Origin of the sequence: Micromonospora sp. LOL_014, from assembly GCF_048060245.1 — a bacterium.
GTDB lineage: Bacteria > Actinomycetota > Actinomycetes > Mycobacteriales > Micromonosporaceae > Micromonospora_E.
Genome location: NZ_JBHMIP010000001.1, coordinates 253,784 through 273,653, shown reverse-complemented (window position 1 = coordinate 273,653; position 19,870 = coordinate 253,784). Strand labels below are relative to the sequence as shown.

Sequence of the window (19,870 nt, the reverse complement as noted above, 5' to 3'; positions counted from 1 at the left end):
GAGTGAGCGGAGGCGACGTGGGTGAACTGCCCGGCAACGACGTGGGCCCGGCCGGCGGCGGGCCGCTGCGGGTGCGGCCGGCCGTGCTGCACGACGCCGCCGACTGGCTGGCGGTCCACCGGCTGGCCGGGTGATCACGTACCAGCAGCTGTGGCGGGCCGACCCGGCGGCCTGGCAGCGGGCCGCGTACGGCTGGCGGCGGCGGCAACCAGCGGTCGAGCGGCGGGCCGCTGAGGTGGCCGGGTCGGCCCGGGCGCTGCGCGCCGGCTGGTCCGGCCCGGCGGCGACCGCCGCCGACACCCGGTTGGCCGGCCTGGGTGACCGGCTGGACGCCGTCGGCCCGGCGCTGTGCGTCGTCGACCAGATCCTCAGCCGGTACGCCGAGCAGCTGGCCCGGGCCAAGGCGGTGCTCGCCGACTGGGTCGCCACGGCGGGGGTGCTCGGTCAGGCGATCGACCGGGACGGTCGAATCGGCGTGGTTCGTCGGCATGGTCGAGTACAAGGCGGCGCGGGCGTACGTTCGCCGGGTGGACCGGTGGCTCCCGTCCACCCGGATGTGTTCGGACTGCGGCCGGATCAACGAGCGGATGGCGTTGAACGTCCGGTCGTGGGTCTGTCCGTGCGGGAGTCTCCACGACCGGGATGTCAACGCGGCGATCAACATCAAGGCCGCCGGGCAGGCGGACGTCAACGACCGTGGAGCGCGGGGTAGGACCGGGACCCGTCCCGGCACCGCGCGGTAGAACGGTAACCCACCAGAACACTGCGCGTGTCACGCGCAGCGTGGCTGGAATCGCCGTCGTTTAGGGCGGCGAGGATGTCAGTGGGCCGGGAACAACCCGGCTGCCAGCCGCCCCGGCACGGGCGCGGCGGTCACTCCACGGTGACCGACTTCGCCAGGTTCCGGGGCTGGTCGACGTCGTGTCCCCGGGCGGCGGCGATCTCGCAGGCGAGCACCTGCAGCGGCACCGTGGTCAACAGCGGGGCCAGCAGCGTCGGGGTACGCGGTACGTAGATCAGATCGTCGGCGTACCGCGCCACGGCGGTGTCGCCCTCCTCAGCGATCACCACGGTACGGGCGCCTCGGGCCCGTACCTCCTGGATGTTCGACACGATCTTGTCGTGCAGCATGCCGCGGCCGGCCGGCGACGGCACCACGCAGACCACCGGGGTGCCCTGGTCGATCAGGGCGATCGGGCCGTGCTTGAGCTCGCCGGCGGCGAAGCCTTCGGCGTGCATGTAGGCGAGCTCCTTGAGCTTGAGCGCGCCTTCGAGAGCTACCGGGTAGCCGACATGGCGGCCGATGAACAGCACCTGGTTGGCGGTGGACAGGTCCCGGGCGAGCTGGCGGACCGGCTCCATCGAGTCCAGCACCTGCCGCAGCTTGCCCGGCATCTCCTGCAGCTGACTGACCACGGCGGCCACCTCGTCGGCGTACTTGATGCCGCGCACCTGGGCCAGGTGCAGGCCGATCAGGTAGCAGGCCACCAGCTGGGTGAGGAACGCCTTGGTGGAGGCGACCGCGATCTCCGGGCCGCTGTGGGTGTACAGCACCGCGTCGGACTCGCGCGGGATCGTGGAGCCGTTGGTGTTGCAGATCGCCAACACCCGGGCCTTCTGCTCCTTGGCGTGCCGCAGGGCCATCAGGGTGTCCATCGTCTCGCCGGACTGGGAGATCGCCACCACCAGGGTGGACCGGTCCAGCACCGGGTCCCGGTAGCGGAACTCGCTGGCCAGCTCCACTTCGCACGGGATCCGGGTCCAGTGTTCGATGGCGTACTTGGCGACCATCCCGGAGTGGTACGCCGTACCGCAGGCGACGATGAAGATCTTGTCGGCGTCACGCAGGTCCTGGTCGGTGAGGCGGACCTCGTCCAGCATGATCTCGCCGGTCTCGGTGAGCCGGCCGAGCAGCGTGTCGGCGACCGCCTGCGGCTGCTCGGCGATCTCCTTGAGCATGAAGTAGTCGTAGCCGCTCTTCTCGGCGGCGGAGGCGTCCCAGTCGATGTGGAAGTCACGGCCGAGCGCCGGCGCGCCGGAGAAGTCGGTGATCTCGATGCTGTCCGGGGTGATCAGGACGACCTGGTCCTGACCGAGCTCGACGGCGTCGCGGGTGTGCTCGATGAACGCGGAGACGTCGCTGGCCAGGTAGTGCTCACCCGGGCCACGGCCGACCACCAACGGGGAGTTGCGCCGGGCACCGACCACCGCGTCCGGGATGCTGGCGTCCACGGCGAGCAGGGTGAACGCGCCTTCGAGGCGTTGACACACCCGACGCATCGCGGCGGCCAGCAGTCGCGGCCCTTCCGGCTCGCCGGCCGCACGCAGGTCGGCCAGGGCGGCGGCGAGCAGGTGCGCTGCGCACTCGGTGTCGGTGTCGCTGACGAACTCGACCCCGTCGGCTTCGAGCTCGGCGACCAGCTTGGCGAAGTTCTCGATGATCCCGTTGTGGATGACCGCGACCCGGCCGTCGCGGGACAGGTGCGGGTGGGCGTTGCGGTCGGTCGGTCCGCCGTGGGTGGCCCACCGGGTGTGGCCGATGCCGGCGGTGCCGTCACCGATGCCGACCGTGGCCGGGCAGCAGGTGCTGTCGACCGTCGTGGTGTCCTCGGCGGTGCCGGTGCCGAACCGCTCGTCGCCGAATGCCTTCTCCAGGTTGGTGAGTTTGCCGGCCCGCTTTTCGGTGCGCAGCTCGTCGTCACAGACGATCGCCACGCCGGCCGAATCGTAACCCCGGTATTCGAGCCGCCGGAGCCCGTCCAGCACGATGCCCAGCGCCGGCCGCGCGCCGACGTACCCCACGATTCCACACATGGGTCGTAGCGTAGCCCACGATCGCTCATCGGCGGTGCGCATAACCCCCGCAATCGATCAGGCACGCTGAGCAGTAACCGATCAAACCCGCCTTATAGTGCAAAGTACGGGCGCCGTCATCTGCTTCAATGGACCGCATAAAGTGGCGAGGTGGCCACCTCCCCCGGCACCCCCGCCGACATCGACCCCCTGGTCCGCCGCATGCGCCCGTTCGGCACGACGATTTTCGCCGAAATGTCCGCTCTTGCCGTCCGCACCGGCGCGGTCAATCTCGGCCAGGGCTTCCCGGACACCGACGGGCCCACCGTGATGCTGGCGGCCGCTACCCAGGCGCTGCGCGGCGGCCACAACCAGTACCCGCCTGGTCCCGGCACCCCTGCGCTACGCACCGCTGTCGCCCGCAACCAGCAGCGCTTCTGGGGGCTCGACTACGACCCGGAGACCGAGGTCCTGATCACCGCTGGGGCGACCGAGGCGATCACCGCCGCCATCCTCGCGTTGTGCGAGCCGGGTGACGAGGTGATCTGCTTCGAGCCCTACTACGACTCGTACGCGGCCGCGATCGCGCTCGCCGGTGCGGTCCGCCGGCCGGTCACCCTACGCCCCGACGGGGACGGCCGGTACGCCTTTGATCCGGCCACGCTGCGCACCGCGGTCGGGCCACGTACCCGCCTGGTGCTCCTCAACTCCCCGCACAACCCGACCGGCAAGGTCTTCACCGTCGCCGAGCTCACCGCGATCGCCGCGATATGCCAGGAGCATGACATCTGGGCGGTCACCGACGAGGTGTACGAGCACCTCGTCTTCACCGACGCCGACACCCCACATGTCCCGCTCGCCACCCTGCCCGGGATGCGGGACCGGACGCTCCGCATCTCGTCGGCCGGCAAGACCTTCTCCTGTACGGGCTGGAAGATCGGCTGGGCCAGTGGGCCAGCCACGCTGGTCACCGCCACCGCCCGGGTCAAGCAGTTCCTCACCTACGTCAACGGCGGGCCGCTGCAGCCGGCCGTCGCGGTGGCGCTGGACCTACCGAACAGCTACTTCACCGGGCTGCGGCAGAACATGCAGGCGCAGCGCGACCAACTGGTGGCCGGGCTGTCCGAGGCCGGATTCCGGGTGCTGGTGCCGCAGGGCACCTACTTCGCCACCGCCGACATCAGCCCGCTGGGCGGCACCGACGGGATCGAATTCTGCCTGTCGCTACCGGAGCGCTGCGGAGTGGTCGCCGTACCGACCCAGGTGTTCTACGACGAGCCGGACGCCGGCAGGCTGCTGGTCAGGTTCGCCTTCTGCAAACGTCCCGAGGTCCTCGCCGAAGCCAGCCGGCGACTGGCCGGCCTGCAACCGGCCGGCTGACCGAGCAGGCCGGGTGGCAGGTTCAGGCCCGGTCGATCAGGCTTGCCGGCGTACTGGTCAGGCCGGGCTGACCGCGCGGACAGCAGCTGCGATCCGCTCGGCGACCGAACGGGCAGTCTCCACCGTCGTCGCCTCGACCATCACCCGGACCAGCGGCTCGGTACCAGACGGGCGCAGCAGCACCCGCCCGGTGCCGCCCAGCTCGGCCTCGGCCTGCTCGGCGGCGGACCGTACCGCCGGGTCGCCGGCACCGGCAACCCGGTCGCCGACCGGCACGTTGATCAACACCTGGGGCAGTTTGGTAACGGTGGCCGCCAGACCGGCCAGCGAGGTCCCGGTGGCCGCCATCCGGGACATCAGCTGCAGTCCGGTGAGCACGCCGTCGCCGGTGGTGGCGTAGCTGGGCATCACGATGTGCCCGCTCTGCTCACCGCCCAACGCCAGCCCGCTGGCCCGCAGCTCCTCCAGCACGTACCGGTCACCAACCTTGGTCTCGACCAGCTTGATGCCTTCCCGGGACATGGCCAGCCGCAGCCCGAGGTTGCTCATCACGGTGGCCACCAGGGTGTCGGCGGTCAACGTGCCGGCGTCGCGCATGGCCAGCGCCAGGATCGCCATGATTTCATCGCCGTCCACCTCGGTGCCGTCGGCGGTCACCGCCAGGCACCGGTCGGCGTCGCCGTCGTGGGCCAGCCCCAGGTCGGCGCTGTGTTCGAGGACGGCGGCCCGGACCACGTCGAGGTGGGTCGACCCGCAACCGTCGTTGATGTTGAGCCCGTTCGGCTCGGCGTTGATCGCGATGACCTCCGCGCCGGCCTCCCGGTACGCGACCGGGCCGACCTCGGCCGCCGCGCCGTTCGCGCAGTCAACCACCACCCGCAGCCCGTCGAGCCGGTGGTCGACCGTGCCGACCAGGTGCCCGACGTAGTGCTCGGCTCCGTCCAGCAGGTCGCTCACCCGGCCGATACCGGCCCCGGTGGGCCGCCGTCGGCCGATCGAGCCGTCGCCCTCGATCGCCGCGCCGATCGCGGCTTCGATCTTCATCTCGAGATCGTCCGGCAGTTTGTGCCCGCCGGCGGCGAACAGCTTGATGCCGTTGTCCGGCATCGGGTTGTGCGACGCGGAGAGCATCACCCCGAAGTCGGCCTTGGTCTCCCCGACCAGGAACGCGACGCCAGGGGTCGGCAGCACGCCGACCCGCAGCACGTTCGCGCCGGCGCTGGTCAGCCCGGCCACGACGGCGGCCTCCAGCATCTCGCCGCTGGCCCGCGGATCGCGGCCGACCACGGCCAGCGGCTGACGGCTCGGATCCCGCTCGGCCAGGGTGTGCGCGGCGGCGACCGCGACCGCCAGCGCCAACTCCGGGGTGAGATCGGCGTTGGCCCGCCCGCGTACGCCATCGGTGCCGAACAGCCGCGCCATACCTGTCATCCTCCGATGGTCCCGCTAACGGTGCCGCTCCACCGCCCCTCGGGGGGACGGATCCGCCCGCTGCGATGGCGAGCGAGCCGGCAACCGATGAAGATACTGCCGATGAACGGAAAAATCCGCATCAACTAGACAAAAAAGCACGGACGGCCGAGAAACCCCACGAAGGAGGTGTCCCAGCCGCCCGTTCAGCCGTATCGGACTAGCGCTTCGAGTACTGCGGAGCCTTACGAGCCTTCTTCAGGCCGTACTTCTTGCTCTCCTTGACCCGGTCGTCGCGGGTGAGGAAGCCCGCCTTCTTCAGCGCTGGGCGGTCGTCGCCGTCGTTGGCGCACAGCGCCCGGGCGATACCCAGCCGCAGCGCGCCCGCCTGGCCGGTGATGCCGCCGCCGCGCAGGTTGGCGATCACGTCGAACGCCTCGGCCTTCTCAGCCGTCACCAGCGGCTCCCGGATCAACTGCTGGTGCACCTTGCTCGGGAAGTACTCCTCGAGCTCGCGGTCGTTGCAGGTGACCTTGCCGGAGCCGGGGACGATCCGCACCCGGACGATGGCTTCCTTGCGCCGCCCGACGGTCTGGATCGGGCGCTCGCCGCGCGGCGCGCGCACCACTGGCGCGGGCGTCACGGCGGGGGCCGGCTCGGTCTCGGCAACGGCGACCGGGCTGGCCTCGGTGGTCTCGGTCATGCTTGTTCCTTCGCCCGCGCTCACTGCGCGATCTGCTTGATCTCGAACGGCACCGGCTGCTGCGCGCCGTGCGGGTGCTCGGCGCCGGCGTAGACCTTGAGCTTGCGGATCAGCTTGGCACCGATCTTGTTGTGCGGCAGCATGCCCTTGACGGCCAGCTCGATCGCCCGCTCGGGGCGCTTGGCCAGCAGCTCGTCGTAGCCGACCTGCTTCAGCCCGCCGGGGTAACCGGAGTGCCGGTAGGCCACCTTGGTGTGCCGCTTGTTGCCGGTCAACGCCACCTTGCCGGCGTTGACGACGATGACGAAGTCACCGGTGTCGACATGCGGCGCGAAAGTCGGCTTGTGCTTGCCGCGCAGCAGCGTGGCGGCGTGGGTGGCCAGGCGGCCCAGCACGACGTCAGAGGCGTCGATCACATGCCACTGACGCTCGATCTCACCCGGCTTCGGGCTGTACGTACGCACAGGTCTACCTTGTCTCGTCGTCGGTCTGGGGTCGCGCGTCGGTCGTCAGGTAACGCGCGGGCCGTCGGGGCGACCCGGAACCGGGCGACCTGGCAGAGAACGCGCGCGCGAACGACAAGCATACCCCGGCTGACCCGGCATCATCGGACGGGGCCTCCCGTAGACGGTGAGCTACATCCACGGACGGTGACCTGGGACGGTGACGGGTCTGGCGAGGGACGCCCCTCGGTTGTCGCACAACAGCAGGCGACGATACCCGCTGCCCGGCACGCCGGTCAAAACCCCTGGTCGGCACCGGTACGCCGGAGGTCCCAGCAGATGGGCTGGCTAACCCCCTGACAACGGTCCGTGTGAGCTGCTCTTAGCAGGCTGGAAACAATCGGGACGTCGCGGTGAAATCGCCCCCCGGCACGCTTCGCACATGCCAGGCAGCGTGCAGGTGACCATCGGGCCGACCGGCGAATCAGTCGACCGGACCGTGGCCACCCACTGCCCGTACTGCGCGCTGCAGTGCGGCATGCGGCTGCGCGCGAGCGCCGACGGCGGCGTGCAGGTGCTGCCCCGGCAGTTTCCCACCAACCAGGGCGGGCTCTGTCAGAAGGGCTGGACCGCTGCCGAGCTGCTCGACCACCCGCAGCGGCTGACCACCCCGCTGGTCCGTGACCGACCGGGAGCCGAGCTGCGGCCGGCCAGCTGGGACGAGGCGCTGGACCGGATTGTCGCCGACGTCACCGGCATTGCGCAGGCACACGGCCGCGACGCGGTCGCGATGTTCGGCGGCGGCGGGCTCACCAACGAGAAGGCGTACGCGCTGGGCAAGTTCGCCCGGGTCGCGCTGCGCACCCGCAACATCGACTACAACGGCCGGTTCTGCATGTCCTCGGCGGCCGCCGCCGGGATCCGGGCCTTCGGCGTCGACCGCGGCCTGCCGTTCCCGATGGCCGACGTCGGCACCGCCGACACCCTGCTGCTGGTCGGCGCGAACGTGGCCGAGACGATGCCGCCGTTCGCCCGCTACCTGACCGAGATGAAACAGCGCGGCGGTACGTTGATCGTGATCGACCCCCGCCGCACCGCCACGGCCCGCCTGGCCGACCTGCACCTGCAGCCAACCCCCGGCACCGACCTCGCGGTGGCCAACGCGCTGCTGCATGTCGCGTTGCGGGAGGGCTGGGTGGACCAGGCCTACGTCGCCGAGCGGACCACCGGCTTCGACACCGTCCGGGCCACCGTCGCCGGTTACTGGCCGGCCCGGGTGGAACGGCTCGCCGGGGTACCGATCGGCGATCTGGAGGCGGCGGCGCGGGCGCTGGCCGGCGGCGACCGACGCGCGACCGACGCCCCGCCCGCGAAGGTCGTCATCCTCACCGCGCGCGGAGCCGAACAGCACGCCAAGGGCGTCGACACGGTCAGCGCCTACGTCAACCTGGCGCTCGCCCTCGGGCTGCCCGGCCGGCCCGGCTCCGGGTACGGCTGCCTGACCGGCCAGGGCAACGGTCAGGGCGGCCGGGAGCACGGCCAGAAGGCCGACCAGCTGCCCGGCTACCGGCGCATCGACGACCCGGCGGCGCGGGCACACGTGGCCGGGGTGTGGGGCGTCGACCCGGCCGACCTGCCCGGGCCGGGGGTTTCCGCGTACGAGCTGCTGGACGCGCTCGGCACCCCGGCCGGGCCGAAGGCGTTGCTGGTCTTCGGCTCCAACCCGGTGGTCTCGGCACCCCGTGCCGGCCGGGTCCAACGCCGACTGGCCGACCTGGACCTGCTGGTCGTCGCCGACTTCGTGCTGTCCGAGACGGCGGCGATGGCCGACGTGGTGCTGCCCACCGCCCAGTGGGCCGAAGAGGACGGCACCATGACCAACCTGGAGGGCCGGGTGCTGCGCCGGCACGCGCTGCGGCCACCCCCGTCCGGCGCCCGCACCGACCTGGCCGTGCTGGCCGACCTGGCGCGGCGGCTCGGCTGCCCGGCCGGGCAGTTCCCGGCCGACCCCGCCGAGGTCTTCACCGAGCTACGCCGGGCCTCAGCCGGCGGGGTCGCCGACTATGCCGGGGTCACCTGGGAGCGGATCGACACCGCCGACGGGGTCTTCTGGCCCTGCCCGGACCCGGACCGGCCGGACACCCCACGGATGTTCACCGAACGGTTCGCCACCCCGGACGGGCGCGCCCGGTTCGTGCCGGTGGAGCACCGGGCCGCCGCCGAGGAGGTCTGCGCCGACTACCCGCTCTACCTGACCACCGGCCGGGTGCTGGCCCAGTACCAGTCCGGTGCGCAGACCCGCCGGATCGCGCCGCTGCGCGGTGCCGCCCCGGAGGCCTTCGTGGAGCTGCACCCGGACCTGGCCGCCCGGCTCGGCGTCGCCGACGGCGACCCGGTCAGGGTGACCAGCCGACGCGGCGAGATGCGCGCCCCGGCCCGACTGACCGGGTCGATCCGCCCGGACACCGTGTTCGCCCCGTTCCACTGGGGTGGCGCGGGGCGGATCAACTCGGTCACCAACGACGCGTTGGACCCGACATCCCGGATGCCCGAGTTCAAGATCTGTGCGGTCAGGGTGGAGCGAGCGTGAACCGTATCGTCATCGTCGGCCACGGCATGGCCGGTGCCCGGCTCGCCGCCGAGCTGCCCGCCCGGCGCGGCGACTACAAGATCACCGTGTACGGGGCGGAGCGGCACCGGGCGTACAACCGGATCATGCTGTCGAACCTGCTCGCCGGCCGGGCCGACGAGCTGGACGTCACGCTCACCGAGGCCGCCGGGCACGGCATCGACGTGCGGTCCGGGTTGGCGGTGACCGCGATCGAGCCGGCCACCCGGACGGTGCGCACCGCCGACGGCACCGCCACCGAGTACGACCAGCTGGTGCTCGCCACCGGCAGCCGGGCCGTGGTCCCCGACCTGCCCGGCCTGACCGGCACCGACGGCCCAGCGGGGTTGCCCGACCGGGTCGCGGTGTTCCGGACCCTGGACGACTGCCGGCGGATCCTCGCCGCCGCCGACGGTGCCCGCACCGCGCTGGTGCTCGGCGGCGGCCTGCTCGGCCTGGAAGCCGCCCGGGGGCTGGCCGCCCGCGGACTGGACGTACGGGTGGTGCACAAGGTCGGTCAGCTGATGGAGCGTCAACTCGACGCCACCGCCAGCGCGGTGCTCGCCCGTACCCTGGCCGGCCTCGGCGTCGGCACCGAGCTGGCCGCCGCCGCCGAGTCGGTCACCGCCACCACCGACGGGGTCCGGCTGCGGCTCGGCGACGGCCGGGAGCTGGACGCCGACCTGCTGGTGCTGGCCTGCGGTGTCCGGCCGGACACCGACCTGGCCCGGCGGGCCGGGCTACGGGTCGGGCGCGGTGTGATGGTCGACGACCGGATGGCCACCAGCGACCCGCACATCTGGGCGATCGGGGACTGCGCCGAACACGACGGCGTCGTTACCGGGCTGGTCGCCCCCGCCTGGGAACAGGCCCAGGTGCTGGCCCGGGTGCTGGCCGGCGACGACCCGGGTGCCCGCTACCGGCCACTGCCGACGGTGACCCGCCTCAAGGCCGCCGGCATCGACCTCGCCGCGATGGGCGACACCCGGCCGGGCGCCGACGGGCAGACCGAGGAGCTCAGCTTCGCCGACCCGGCCCGCGGCACGTACGCCCGTCTGCTGATCCGCGACGACCGGCTGACCGGGGCGATCATGCTCGGCGACAACCCGGCCGTCGGCACCGTCATCCAGCTGTTCGACCGGGGCGGTCCGGTGCCGGCCGACCGGCGGGCGCTGCTGCTCGGCCGGGCGGTCGGCGGCACCGTCGCGGCGCCGGCGACCAGTCCGGCACTGATGCCGGATGCGGCGACCGTCTGCCAGTGCAACACGGTCAGCAAGGGCGCGCTGGTGCGCTGCTGGCGCGCCGGTGCCCGGTCGGTCGCCGAGGTGGTCGCCGCCACCCGGGCCACCACCGGCTGCGGCAGCTGCACCGACGCGGTCACCGGCATCGTCGACTGGCTCTCATCTGTGGATTCCGACGTGGAGGTACCAGCGTGAACCGGTTGATCGTCATCGGCAACGGCATGGTCGGGCAGCGCCTGGTCGAAGCGGTCCGCTCCCGTGACACCGGCGGCGAATGGCAGGTCACGGTACTCGCCGAGGAGTCGCGGCCGGCGTACGACCGGGTCCGGTTGTCGGCCTTCTTCGACGGCGTCGGGCCGGACGAGTTGAGCGTGCACACCCCGGACGACGGGGTGGATCTACGGCTGGCCCAGCCGGCCCGGCGCATCGACCGAGACCGCCGGGTGGTCGTCACCGACCACGGCGAGTACGGCTACGACGCGCTGGTGCTGGCCACCGGCTCGTACCCGTTCGTCCCGCCGATCGACGGCGCACACCGCCCCACCGACGGCGCCAACGGCGGCGGCCTGCGCGACGGGGTGTTCGTCTACCGGACGCTGGACGACCTGGTCGCCATCCGCGACTTCGCCACCGATCCGGCCGCCGACCGGCGGGTCGGCACGGTGATCGGCGGCGGCCTGCTCGGCCTGGAGGCCGCCAACGCGCTGCGGCTGCTCGGCCTGCGTACCCATGTGGTGGAGTTCGCGCCCCGGCTGATGCCGGTCCAGATCGACGAGGCCGGCGGGGCGATGCTGCGCCGCTACGTCGAGGACCTCGGCGTCGACGTGCACCTGGGGACCGCGACGTCGGCGATCCGCACCGGGCCGGACGGCACCCCGCACGGGGCCGCCCTCACCGACGGCACCGAACTGGAGACCGACCTGGTGGTCGTCGCCGCCGGCATCCGGCCCCGCGACGACCTGGCCCGCGCCGCCGGGCTGGCCGTCGGCGAGCGCGGCGGGGTGACCGTCGACGCCACCTGCCGGACCAGCGACCCGCACATCTGGGCGGTCGGCGAGTGCGCCGCGGTCAGCGTCGACGGCGAACCGGGCCGCTGCTACGGGCTGGTCGCCCCCGGCTACGCGATGGCCGAGGTGGTCGCCGACCGGCTGCTCGGCGGCACCGCTGCCTTCCCCGGCGCGGACACCTCCACGAAGCTCAAACTGCTCGGGGTGGACGTGGCGTCGTTCGGTGACGCGCACGGCACCACCACCGACTGCCTGGACGTGACATTCACTGACCCGGCCACCCGGGTCTACGCCAAGCTGGTGCTCTCCGATGACGCGCGGACCCTGCTCGGCGGGGTGCTGGTCGGCGACGCGACGGCGTACCCGACGCTTCGGGCCAGCGTCGGTGGGCCGCTGCCGGGCCCGCCGCTGGCGCTGCTCGCCCCGGCCGGGTCCGACGGTGCCGCCGGTGGGGCCGGCATCGACGCGCTGCCCGGCAGCGCCCAGGTCTGCTCCTGCAACGCGGTCACCAAGGATCAGATCCTCGGCGCGATCGGCGACGGTTGCACCGACGTCGCCGGGATCAAGGCGTGCACCCGGGCCGGCACCAGCTGCGGGTCCTGCGTACCGATGCTCAAGCAGTTGCTGTCCGTCGCCGGGGTGGCCCAGTCAACGGCGCTGTGCGAACACTTCGACCACAGCCGCCAGGAGCTGTTCGACATCGTCCGGGTACGCGGTATCCGGACCTTCTCCCAGCTGGTCGCCGAGCACGGCCGGGGCCGGGGCTGCGACATCTGCAAGCCGGTGGTCGCCTCGATCCTCGCCTCGCTGGGCAACGGCTACGTCCTCGACGGCGAGCAGGCCACCCTGCAGGACACCAACGACCACTTCCTGGCCAACATCCAGCGCGACGGCACCTACTCGGTGGTGCCGCGGATACCCGGTGGGGAGATCACCCCGGAGAAGCTGATCGTGATCGGCGAGGTGGCCCGGGACTTCAACCTCTACACGAAGATCACCGGTGGGCAGCGGATCGACCTGTTCGGTGCCCGGGTCGAGCAGTTGCCGAAGATCTGGCGGCGGCTGGTCGACGCCGGCTTCGAGTCCGGTCACGCCTACGGCAAGGCGCTGCGGACGGTGAAGTCCTGCGTCGGCTCCACCTGGTGCCGCTACGGGGTGCAGGACTCGGTCGGCCTGGCGGTCGCCCTGGAGCTGCGCTACCGGGGGCTGCGCGCCCCGCACAAGATCAAGTCTGCGGTATCCGGCTGCGCCCGGGAGTGCGCCGAAGCGCGCAGCAAGGACTTCGGCATCATCGCCACCGACGCCGGCTGGAACCTCTACGTCGGCGGCAACGGCGGCTTCCGGCCCCGGCACGCCGACCTGTTCGCCAGTGACCTGTCCACCGAGGAACTCGTTCGTACCATCGACCGGTTCCTGATGTTCTACATCCGCACCGCCGATCGGCTGCAGCGCACCGCGGCCTGGATCGAGGCGATGGACGGCGGCCTGGACCACCTGCGATCGGTGATCGTCGACGACTCGCTCGGGCTGGCGGCCGAGCTGGACGAGGCGATGGCCCGGCATGTCGAGTCCTACTCGGACGAGTGGCGGGACACGATCGACGACCCGGAACGGCTACGCCGCTTCGCCTCCTTCGTCAACGCACCCGACACCCCGGACCCGTCGATCACCTTCGAGGTCGAGCGGGGCCAGCCGGTGCCAGCCCTGGGCGAGCGCCGGCCCGTCGCGCTCGGTCTCCCGACAACCCTGGAGGTACGCCGATGAGTGTGCAGACAGTCAACGTCACCGCCCAGTGGACACCGGTGTGCCCGTACTCCCGGGTGGAGCCGGAGCGGGGCGTTGCCGCGCTGGTCGACGGCGAGCAGGTGGCGGTCTTCCGGACCTACGACGGGACGTTGTACGCGATCGGCAACCAGGACCCGGTCGCCGGTGCCCACGTCATGTCCCGGGGCATCGTCGGTACCCGGGGGGACATCCCGACCGTGGCGTCACCACTGCACAAGCAGATCTACGACCTGCGTACCGGCGAATGTCTGGATCTGCCGGGCGTCGCCGTGCCGACCTACCGGCTGCGCTGTCGGGACGGGCTGATCGAGGTGCTCGGTCGGCGGCAGGACCAGTGATGTCCGACGAGCTGTCCGGATTCACCATCGGGGTCACCGCCGACCGGCGGCGCGACGAGCTGGCCGCGCTGCTGGAACGACGGGGTGCCCGGGTGGTGCTCGCCCCGGCACTGCGGATCGTGCCGTTGGCCGACGACACCGAACTACGGGCATCGACCCGGGCCTGCCTGGACGATCCGCCGGACGTGCTGATCGCCAACACCGGCATCGGCATGCGTGGCTGGCTGGAGGCCGCAGAGGGGTGGGGCTTGGCCGAGCCGCTGCGGGCGGTGCTCGGCGGCGCCTACATCGTGGCCCGCGGTCCCAAGGCCCGGGGCGCGATCCGGGCAGCCGGCCTGCACGACCAGTGGTCACCCGCGTCGGAGAGCTGTGACGAGGTCACCGACTATCTGCGGGCCCGCGGCGTGGCCGGCCAGGTGATCGCGATGCAGCTGCACGGGGAACGGCAACCGGAGTGTTCGGCGGCGCTCGAGGCGGCCGGCGCCACCGTGATCGAGGTGCCGGTGTACCGGTGGGCGCCGCCGACCGACCCGGCACCACTGCACCGGCTGGTCGACCTGGTCGCCGGCCGGCTCGTCGACGCGGTCACCTTCACCTCCGCGCCGGCGGTCGGAGCGCTGCTGCGCGCCGCCGGGCCCAACGCCGACGCGGTGCTCGAGGCGATGCGGACCGACGTACTGGCCGCCTGCGTCGGTCCGGTCACCGCGGCGCCGCTGCGCCGGCACGGAGTGCCGGTGACCGCACCGGCTCGCGCCCGACTCGGGGCGCTGGTCCGGACCATCGTCGACGAACTGCCCCGGCGGGCGGTCAACCTGAAGGTCGGCGGACACCTGCTCACCCTGCGCGGACACGCCGCAGTGATCGACGGTGAGTTACGCCCGTTGGCACCGGCACCGATGGCGGTGCTACGCGCGCTGGCGCAGACCCCGGGACGGGTGCTGTCCCGGGCCGCGCTGCTGCGCACCCTGCCCCGAGGTGCCGACGAGCACGCCGTCGAGATGGCGGTGGCCCGGCTGCGGGCCGGGCTGGGTACGCCCGGGGTGATTCAGACCGTGGTCAAACGCGGCTACCGGCTGCCGATCGACTGAGGAAGGCCGCGCCCGGCGGGCTGAGGCCGCACGGCCGGCTGAGCACGCGCCAGCCGGCGGCGCAGCGCGCCGCCGGCTGTGTTGCCGTACGGTCAGCCGACCGGCGTCGGATACCCCCGGCCGTGCTCGGCGCGCAGCGTCGCCATGGCGTGCTCGACGACAGTGACCAGCACACTCTTCGTCGAGTCCCGGCTGCGGGCGTCGCACATCACCAGCGGAACGTGCGGCGCGATAGCCAGCGCCTCCCGCACCTCCCCCGGCTCGTACTCTGGCGCGCCGTCGAAGCAGTTCAACGCCACGAGGTACGGCAGCTGCCGGTTCTCGAAGTAGTCGAGCGGGGCGAAGGCGTCGGTGATCCGGCGGGTGTCCACCAGCACCGCGGCACCGACCGCGCCGCGGATGATCTCGTCCCACATGAACCAGAACCGGGTCTGTCCGGGTGTGCCGAACAGGTAGAGAATCAGGTCGTCGGCCATGGTGATCCGGCCGAAGTCCATCGCCACCGTGGTGGTCTCCTTGCCGGGGACCTTTGACGGATCGTCGATGCCGACACCGGCCGAGGTCATCAACGCCTCGGTGGTCAGCGGCGTGATCTCGGAGACCGCGCCGACCATGGTGGTCTTGCCCACCCCGAATCCACCGGCGATGACGATCTTCGCCGAGGTGATTCCCTTGTCCCGGCGGACGCCGGGACGGTCATAGCCTGCGAAGTCCACTTAGCACCCTTTCAAGAAGTTCCATTCGCTCCTCGTAGCCCTCTGTCTCAGTCGGAGCGGTGCTGTGCAACGCCAGCAGGCCGTCGGCGACCATGTCGGCGACGAGGACCCGTGCGACGCCCAGCGGGAGCCGGGTGTACGCGGCGATCTCCGCCAGTGACTGGGCACGGTTGTCGCAGATCGTGGCGATTCGATGCTTGTCGTGCCCGGCGAAACGAGACTCGGTGACCGCCGCCGCCGAGGCCACCAGCACCGCCTCCAGGGCGATGTGCTGCTGTGGCTCGGTACGCCCGCGGGTGACCGCATAGGGGCGGACCAGCGCTCCGCGCGGGTCCTGTCGTGGTTGGCCCATTGAGCGGTCACCTCCTCGTGGGTCTGCTGGCACGTCATCGGTGACGGTCCCTTGTGTCGCTGCGAAACTTCAGCCTCGGATCAGGGTCGGCCGCCCACGGCCTCCCGTGGGGCCGGGACCAGCGCGGCACCGACCCGCTCGACCAGCAATGCCATCTCGTACCCGACCTGACCGACGTCGCAACTACGGGCGGCGAGCACCGCCATCGACGATCCGTCGCTGATGGACATCAGGAACAGGTACCCGCTGTCCATCTCGATCACTGTCTGCAGCACGCCACCCGCGCTGAACATCCGCGACGCCCCGTCGGTGAGGCTGACCACGCCGGAGGTGATCGCCGCCAACTGGTCGGCCCGATCCGCCGGCAGGTCACGCGAGGAGGCGAGCAGCAGTCCGTCTGCCGAGACAGCCACGACGTGGGCGATCCCCGCCACGCTGTCGGCGAAGTTGCTGAGCAGCCAACCCATGTCCTGAATAGCTGCTGGCCTGTTCATTCGCTGGTCTCCTTGGTTGAGTTGGCGCGGTACTGCTCGCTGCCGACGGTCCGGCCGCGTTGCACGCCACGGTGATATGCCGACAACAGGCCGCGGACCTCGTCCGGGGTCCGCCGGGTCGGCTCGCGGCCCTGCTTGGCCTCCACGCCACCCGGCACCAGCTGTGCCTGGGGCTGGCGCTTTGGCAGACCAGAGCGGGTGATGCCGGCGGTCGCCGGCTCCGCGGCCTTACTGGCCCGGGCCCAGCCCTCGTCGGCGGCGGTACGCCAACTGCCGGAGTCGCCGGTCCGTTGCCGGGGGATGGCATTCAGCGCCGACGTCGCCGCGCCGGCCGAAATGGACGGTGCTGGCGCCGGTGGCGCCGCCGGGGGTGGTGGTGCGGCGTTCGGCTGCACCGGAGCAGAGTACGCCGCCGGTTGTGGAGCCGACTGTCCCGGGTTGCGGGCCGGCAGCGGTGTCCTAGTCGGAGCGGGTGCCGGCGGGTACGCCGGTGCGGGCGCACCGGCAGCAGGCGGACGACCGGCGGTCGGCAGCGGCAGGACGGTGGTTTCGGCCGAGCCGTGTGACCGGAACCAGACCGCCTCCATCTCCCGGAAGATGGGCATCTCAGCGGCGTCCTCGGGCCGGGCACCGGGGTTGGCGGGCGCTGCAGGCTTGGCGGGCGCTGCAGGCTTGGCGGGCACTGCGGGCTTGGCGGGCACTGCGGGCGCACTGCCGCCGGTGGAGCCGCCGGCCATCGGGCCGTGCGGCAGCTGGCCGCCGGTGCGTACCGCTGGGGCCAGCGGATGCATGGTGGCCGGGATGACCGACTGGTCCGGGTGGCCGCTGGTACCGGCCGGTCGCACCGTCGGGTAGGCCACGGTCGGCGTACCGACGTTGGCCACCGGCGGTGCCGCCGCAGGCGGGGCGGCGGATGCCGCCGGACGGTACGCCGGCAGCCCCGGGTTGTACGTCGGCGCGGCCGGGCCGGCGGCCGGGGCAGCCGGTGCGCCGGACATGGGAACGCCGGACATGGGAGCGCCGGACATCGGCGACGCGGAGATCGGGGTGGCGGACACCGGCGTCGACTGCCCGCCGGTGGTCACCGGGAAGGCGGCGGTAGGTGCACCGGCCACTGCGTTCCACTGTGACGACCGGGCGTTCTGCCACTGGTCCGTGAGGGTCGCCGTACGGCCGGGTGCCGCCGCCGGCGGACTCGAGATCGGCGACCAGGTCCCGCCTGACGTGGGCGCGGCGGAGATCGGCTCGGCCGCCATGGCCGGGCGTCCCCGCGTCATCGCTGGCTCCCGGGTGCGCTGCGGCAGCACCAGGATGCTGCTCGGCAGCGTGGCCTGGGCGATAGTGCCGCCCTCCGGGTTGGGCCGCAGTTCGACCCGGATGCCGTACCGGCCGGCCAGCCGGCTGACCACGGCGAGACCCATCAGTCGGAACGCCGAGACGTCGACCGTGGACGGCTCGGCAAGCCTCCGGTTGAGATTGTCCAACTGCTCCTCAGACAGCCCCAGGCCGCGGTCCTCCACCTGGACCAGTACGTAGTCACGCAGCCGCCGGGCGTCGGCGACGACCGTGGTGGTCGGCGGGGAGAACCGGGTGGCGTTGTCGAGCAGCTCGGCGACGAGACGTACCACGTCGTTGACCGCGTGCGCGGAGATCAGGATGTCGGTGTCGACGGTGCCGAACTCGATCCGGTTGTAGAGCTCGACCTCAGACTGCGCGGCTCGCAGCGCGTCGACCAGCAGCGCGTCCTCCCGGCGTGGCGCCGTCGAGTCGGCACCGGCCAGGACCAGCAGATTCTCGTCGTTGCGGCGCATCCGGGTGGCGAGGTGGTCGAGCTGGAACAGCTGGGCGAGCCGCTTCGGGTCCTCCTCGCCGCGCTCGATCGCGTCGAGCTCGCCGATCATCCGGTCGACCAACGTCTGGCTTCGGCGGGCCAGGGAGAGGAACATCGCCGACACGCTCGCCCGCAGCGCGGCCTGCTCGGCGGCGATCCGGACCGCCTCCCGGTGCACCACGTTGAACGCCTGGCCGACCTGGCCAACCTCGTCGCGGTTGGGCAGGCGGATCGGGTCACGTAGGTTGCGGACGATCTCCTCCGGGCCCCGGTCGTTGAGGTCGTTGACGTCGCGGAGCTTGGCCACCGCCTCCGGCAGGTCCCGGCTGGCCACCGACATGGCGCCTTCCCGCAGCCGCCGCAGCGAGTCGTTCAACGAGCGGGCCAGGACCACCGCAAGGGCAATCGCCAGCACCAGGACGATCAGCACCGCGATCGACTCGATGATCGCCTGCCGGGTGACGTTGGTGCTCACCTCGGTGGCCCGGTCGAGCAGCCGGTTCTCCAGCTGGACCTCGGCCCACCGCATCAGGTCGTTGACCGCGCCCACGGCTCGGGCGGCCTGTGCGGCGCTCATCGGAGCCCGCTGGCCCACCGAACGGGTGATCTCGGTGGCGACCCGGTCGGCCAGGAAGACGGCGTCGCCGGTGACGCTGCTGTCGGCCAGCTCCTGCTCCCACGGCGACGCGGCCAGCGAGAACGACAGCAACGCCTCCTGCTGGCTGGTCAGCGTGGCCAGGTACGACGAGAACTGCTCCTCGTCCAGCCGGCCGGTGGACAGCGCGGCGAAGATGATCGCCTCCTCCTCGGCCGTGGCCAGCTTGGCCCGGGCGAAGGCGGAGACGGCACGCAGACTGTCCGGCACCTCGCCGTCACCGGAGACCTGGCCGAGCACCTCACCGTAGGAAGCCAGGTCGGACAGGATGACGCCGTACCGCAGCACCGCTTCCGGCACTGGCATCTGCCGCCGGTCGAGCACCTCCTGGCGGGTGGCGTTCAAGGTGTCCAGATGGTCGTCGATGGCGACCAGCTGCCGCTCGACCGCCTCCGGCACGTTTCCGACCCGGTCGCGTTCGGCGGCGTACGCAGCGATCCGCTCGTCGGTGCTGCGCACCCGGCTGTTGTATGCCTCGGCGTCGGCGTCGCGGGCGGCGAGGAAGGTCACCGCGGCCATCCGCTCCTTGTGGACGTCCTGAGCCAGGGCTGAGACGTCGACGGAGAGTTCGGCCATCGACCGCACCATTCGCGCGTCGACGGCTCCCTGTCCTACGTCGACCAGCCGTACCGTGGCCAGAGCGGCGACCGCGGCCAGCGGAACGACCAGGATCAGGGCCAGTTTGGACCTGATCCGCGCATCCCTCAGTCGCGGCACCCAACGCAACTGCGCGCGGCGCTTCCGCGGGCCGTTGTCGGGCAGGGTCGTCGGTCCGGTCCTCACGACATCGCCTCCGTCGCTATCTCCACACGCGGACTGCCGACCGATGCCTGCTGCAGCGGTGAGCGCCGCATGCGGCACGGCCGCGATTTCACCAGAAGTGGACCCGCTTGGGAAGCCTCAGTCGGGCAGAAATCGGTCGGACGACCTGTAATCACCCCAGTGTTACCGGAGAGTATCTTCATCACACCGCCCTGATCAGCGCGGATGGAACTTCCACCGTCAGTTGTCCCGCCAAAGTCAACG

16 protein-coding genes are annotated in these 19,870 nt (G+C 71.9%); 8 read left to right on the top strand and 8 right to left on the bottom strand.

Annotated elements, in window-relative coordinates:
* Positions 1–2 precede the first annotated feature (2 nt).
* Together ACFHW1_RS01310 and ACFHW1_RS01305 are read left to right on the top strand one after the other, a co-directional pair.
* Positions 3–134: a hypothetical protein gene (locus ACFHW1_RS01310; protein ID WP_416589839.1), complete on the top strand. Its 132-nt coding sequence runs from the start codon at positions 3–5 to the stop codon at positions 132–134.
* 354 nt (positions 135–488) lie between these two features.
* A complete protein-coding gene (locus ACFHW1_RS01305; RefSeq protein ID WP_416614658.1) occupies positions 489–743 on the top strand; it encodes a zinc ribbon domain-containing protein in 255 nt (84 codons plus the stop codon).
* A 130-nt stretch (positions 744–873) separates the two neighbouring features.
* Here ACFHW1_RS01305 and glmS read toward each other — a convergent pair whose 3' ends face one another.
* Positions 874–2,814, bottom strand: a complete 1,941-nt coding sequence (gene glmS / locus ACFHW1_RS01300; RefSeq protein WP_416551319.1) for a glutamine--fructose-6-phosphate transaminase (isomerizing) — start codon at positions 2,812–2,814, stop codon at positions 874–876.
* Positions 2,815–2,964: 150 nt separating this feature from the next.
* On the opposite strand from glmS, the gene ACFHW1_RS01295 reads away from it, so the two are divergent.
* On the top strand, positions 2,965–4,173 hold the full coding sequence (locus ACFHW1_RS01295; RefSeq protein ID WP_416551318.1) for a pyridoxal phosphate-dependent aminotransferase: 1,209 nt from the start codon (positions 2,965–2,967) through the stop codon (positions 4,171–4,173).
* A gap of 57 nt (positions 4,174–4,230) precedes the next feature.
* On the opposite strand, the gene glmM is transcribed toward ACFHW1_RS01295, so the two are convergent.
* From glmM to rplM, 3 genes are all read right to left on the bottom strand, one after another.
* A complete protein-coding gene (glmM, locus tag ACFHW1_RS01290) occupies positions 4,231–5,595 on the bottom strand; it encodes a phosphoglucosamine mutase (RefSeq protein ID WP_416551411.1) in 1,365 nt (454 codons plus the stop codon).
* 208 nt (positions 5,596–5,803) lie between these two features.
* Positions 5,804–6,286, bottom strand: a complete 483-nt coding sequence (rpsI, locus tag ACFHW1_RS01285; RefSeq protein WP_416551317.1) for a 30S ribosomal protein S9 — start codon at positions 6,284–6,286, stop codon at positions 5,804–5,806.
* A gap of 20 nt (positions 6,287–6,306) precedes the next feature.
* Positions 6,307–6,750: a 50S ribosomal protein L13 gene (gene rplM / locus ACFHW1_RS01280; RefSeq protein ID WP_416551316.1), complete on the bottom strand. Its 444-nt coding sequence runs from the start codon at positions 6,748–6,750 to the stop codon at positions 6,307–6,309.
* Between the two features lie 421 nt (positions 6,751–7,171).
* On the opposite strand from rplM, the gene ACFHW1_RS01275 reads away from it, so the two are divergent.
* Genes ACFHW1_RS01275 through ACFHW1_RS01255 form a run of 5 tightly spaced genes read left to right on the top strand, consistent with a single transcriptional unit; the run spans position 7,172 to position 14,796 of the window.
* The gene (locus tag ACFHW1_RS01275) at positions 7,172–9,319 is read left to right on the top strand and encodes a molybdopterin oxidoreductase family protein (RefSeq protein WP_416567421.1); all 2,148 of its coding nucleotides are present in this window, start codon (positions 7,172–7,174) and stop codon (positions 9,317–9,319) included.
* On the top strand, positions 9,316–10,773 hold the full coding sequence (locus ACFHW1_RS01270; protein ID WP_416551314.1) for an FAD-dependent oxidoreductase: 1,458 nt from the start codon (positions 9,316–9,318) through the stop codon (positions 10,771–10,773). Before ACFHW1_RS01275 ends, ACFHW1_RS01270 begins: the two co-directional genes overlap by 4 nt.
* The gene (nirB, locus tag ACFHW1_RS01265; protein WP_416551313.1) at positions 10,770–13,349 is read left to right on the top strand and encodes a nitrite reductase large subunit NirB; all 2,580 of its coding nucleotides are present in this window, start codon (positions 10,770–10,772) and stop codon (positions 13,347–13,349) included. The genes ACFHW1_RS01270 and nirB overlap by 4 nt, the downstream gene beginning before the upstream one ends.
* Complete coding sequence (nirD, locus tag ACFHW1_RS01260; protein ID WP_416551312.1) at positions 13,346–13,708, top strand: nitrite reductase small subunit NirD; 363 nt, start codon at positions 13,346–13,348, stop codon at positions 13,706–13,708. The genes nirB and nirD overlap by 4 nt, the downstream gene beginning before the upstream one ends.
* Positions 13,708–14,796 carry a uroporphyrinogen-III synthase gene (locus ACFHW1_RS01255; protein ID WP_416551311.1) on the top strand — a complete coding sequence of 363 codons (1,089 nt, stop codon included), beginning with the start codon at positions 13,708–13,710 and terminating at the stop codon, positions 14,794–14,796. Before nirD ends, ACFHW1_RS01255 begins: the two co-directional genes overlap by 1 nt.
* 92 nt (positions 14,797–14,888) lie before the next feature.
* On the opposite strand, the gene ACFHW1_RS01250 is transcribed toward ACFHW1_RS01255, so the two are convergent.
* The 4 genes from ACFHW1_RS01250 to ACFHW1_RS01235 form a co-directional block, all read right to left on the bottom strand.
* Entirely contained in the window at positions 14,889–15,512 is a 624-nt protein-coding gene (locus ACFHW1_RS01250) for a GTP-binding protein (RefSeq protein ID WP_416551310.1), read from the bottom strand.
* Positions 15,493–15,864, bottom strand: a complete 372-nt coding sequence (locus tag ACFHW1_RS01245) for a DUF742 domain-containing protein (protein ID WP_416551309.1) — start codon at positions 15,862–15,864, stop codon at positions 15,493–15,495. Before ACFHW1_RS01245 ends, ACFHW1_RS01250 begins: the two co-directional genes overlap by 20 nt.
* A gap of 80 nt (positions 15,865–15,944) precedes the next feature.
* Complete coding sequence (locus ACFHW1_RS01240) at positions 15,945–16,358, bottom strand: roadblock/LC7 domain-containing protein (RefSeq protein WP_123606103.1); 414 nt, start codon at positions 16,356–16,358, stop codon at positions 15,945–15,947.
* Entirely contained in the window at positions 16,355–19,627 is a 3,273-nt protein-coding gene (locus ACFHW1_RS01235; protein ID WP_416614656.1) for a nitrate- and nitrite sensing domain-containing protein, read from the bottom strand. Before ACFHW1_RS01235 ends, ACFHW1_RS01240 begins: the two co-directional genes overlap by 4 nt.
* Positions 19,628–19,870: the final 243 nt, after the last annotated feature.

What these genes read in the sequence shown, in the direction of transcription:
- ACFHW1_RS01305 (WP_416614658.1), top strand. Translation starts at nt 489, where the DNA reads ATGGTCGAGTACAAGGCGGCGCGGGCGTACGTTCGCCGGGTGGACCGG.
- glmS (WP_416551319.1), bottom strand. Translation starts at nt 2,814, where the DNA reads ATGTGTGGAATCGTGGGGTACGTCGGCGCGCGGCCGGCGCTGGGCATC.
- glmM (WP_416551411.1), bottom strand. Translation starts at nt 5,595, where the DNA reads ATGGCGCGGCTGTTCGGCACCGATGGCGTACGCGGGCGGGCCAACGCC.
- rpsI (WP_416551317.1), bottom strand. Translation starts at nt 6,286, where the DNA reads ATGACCGAGACCACCGAGGCCAGCCCGGTCGCCGTTGCCGAGACCGAG.
- ACFHW1_RS01275 (WP_416567421.1), top strand. Translation starts at nt 7,172, where the DNA reads ATGCCAGGCAGCGTGCAGGTGACCATCGGGCCGACCGGCGAATCAGTC.
- nirD (WP_416551312.1), top strand. Translation starts at nt 13,346, where the DNA reads ATGAGTGTGCAGACAGTCAACGTCACCGCCCAGTGGACACCGGTGTGC.
- ACFHW1_RS01255 (WP_416551311.1), top strand. Translation starts at nt 13,708, where the DNA reads ATGTCCGACGAGCTGTCCGGATTCACCATCGGGGTCACCGCCGACCGG.
- ACFHW1_RS01245 (WP_416551309.1), bottom strand. Translation starts at nt 15,864, where the DNA reads ATGGGCCAACCACGACAGGACCCGCGCGGAGCGCTGGTCCGCCCCTAT.
- ACFHW1_RS01240 (WP_123606103.1), bottom strand. Translation starts at nt 16,358, where the DNA reads ATGAACAGGCCAGCAGCTATTCAGGACATGGGTTGGCTGCTCAGCAAC.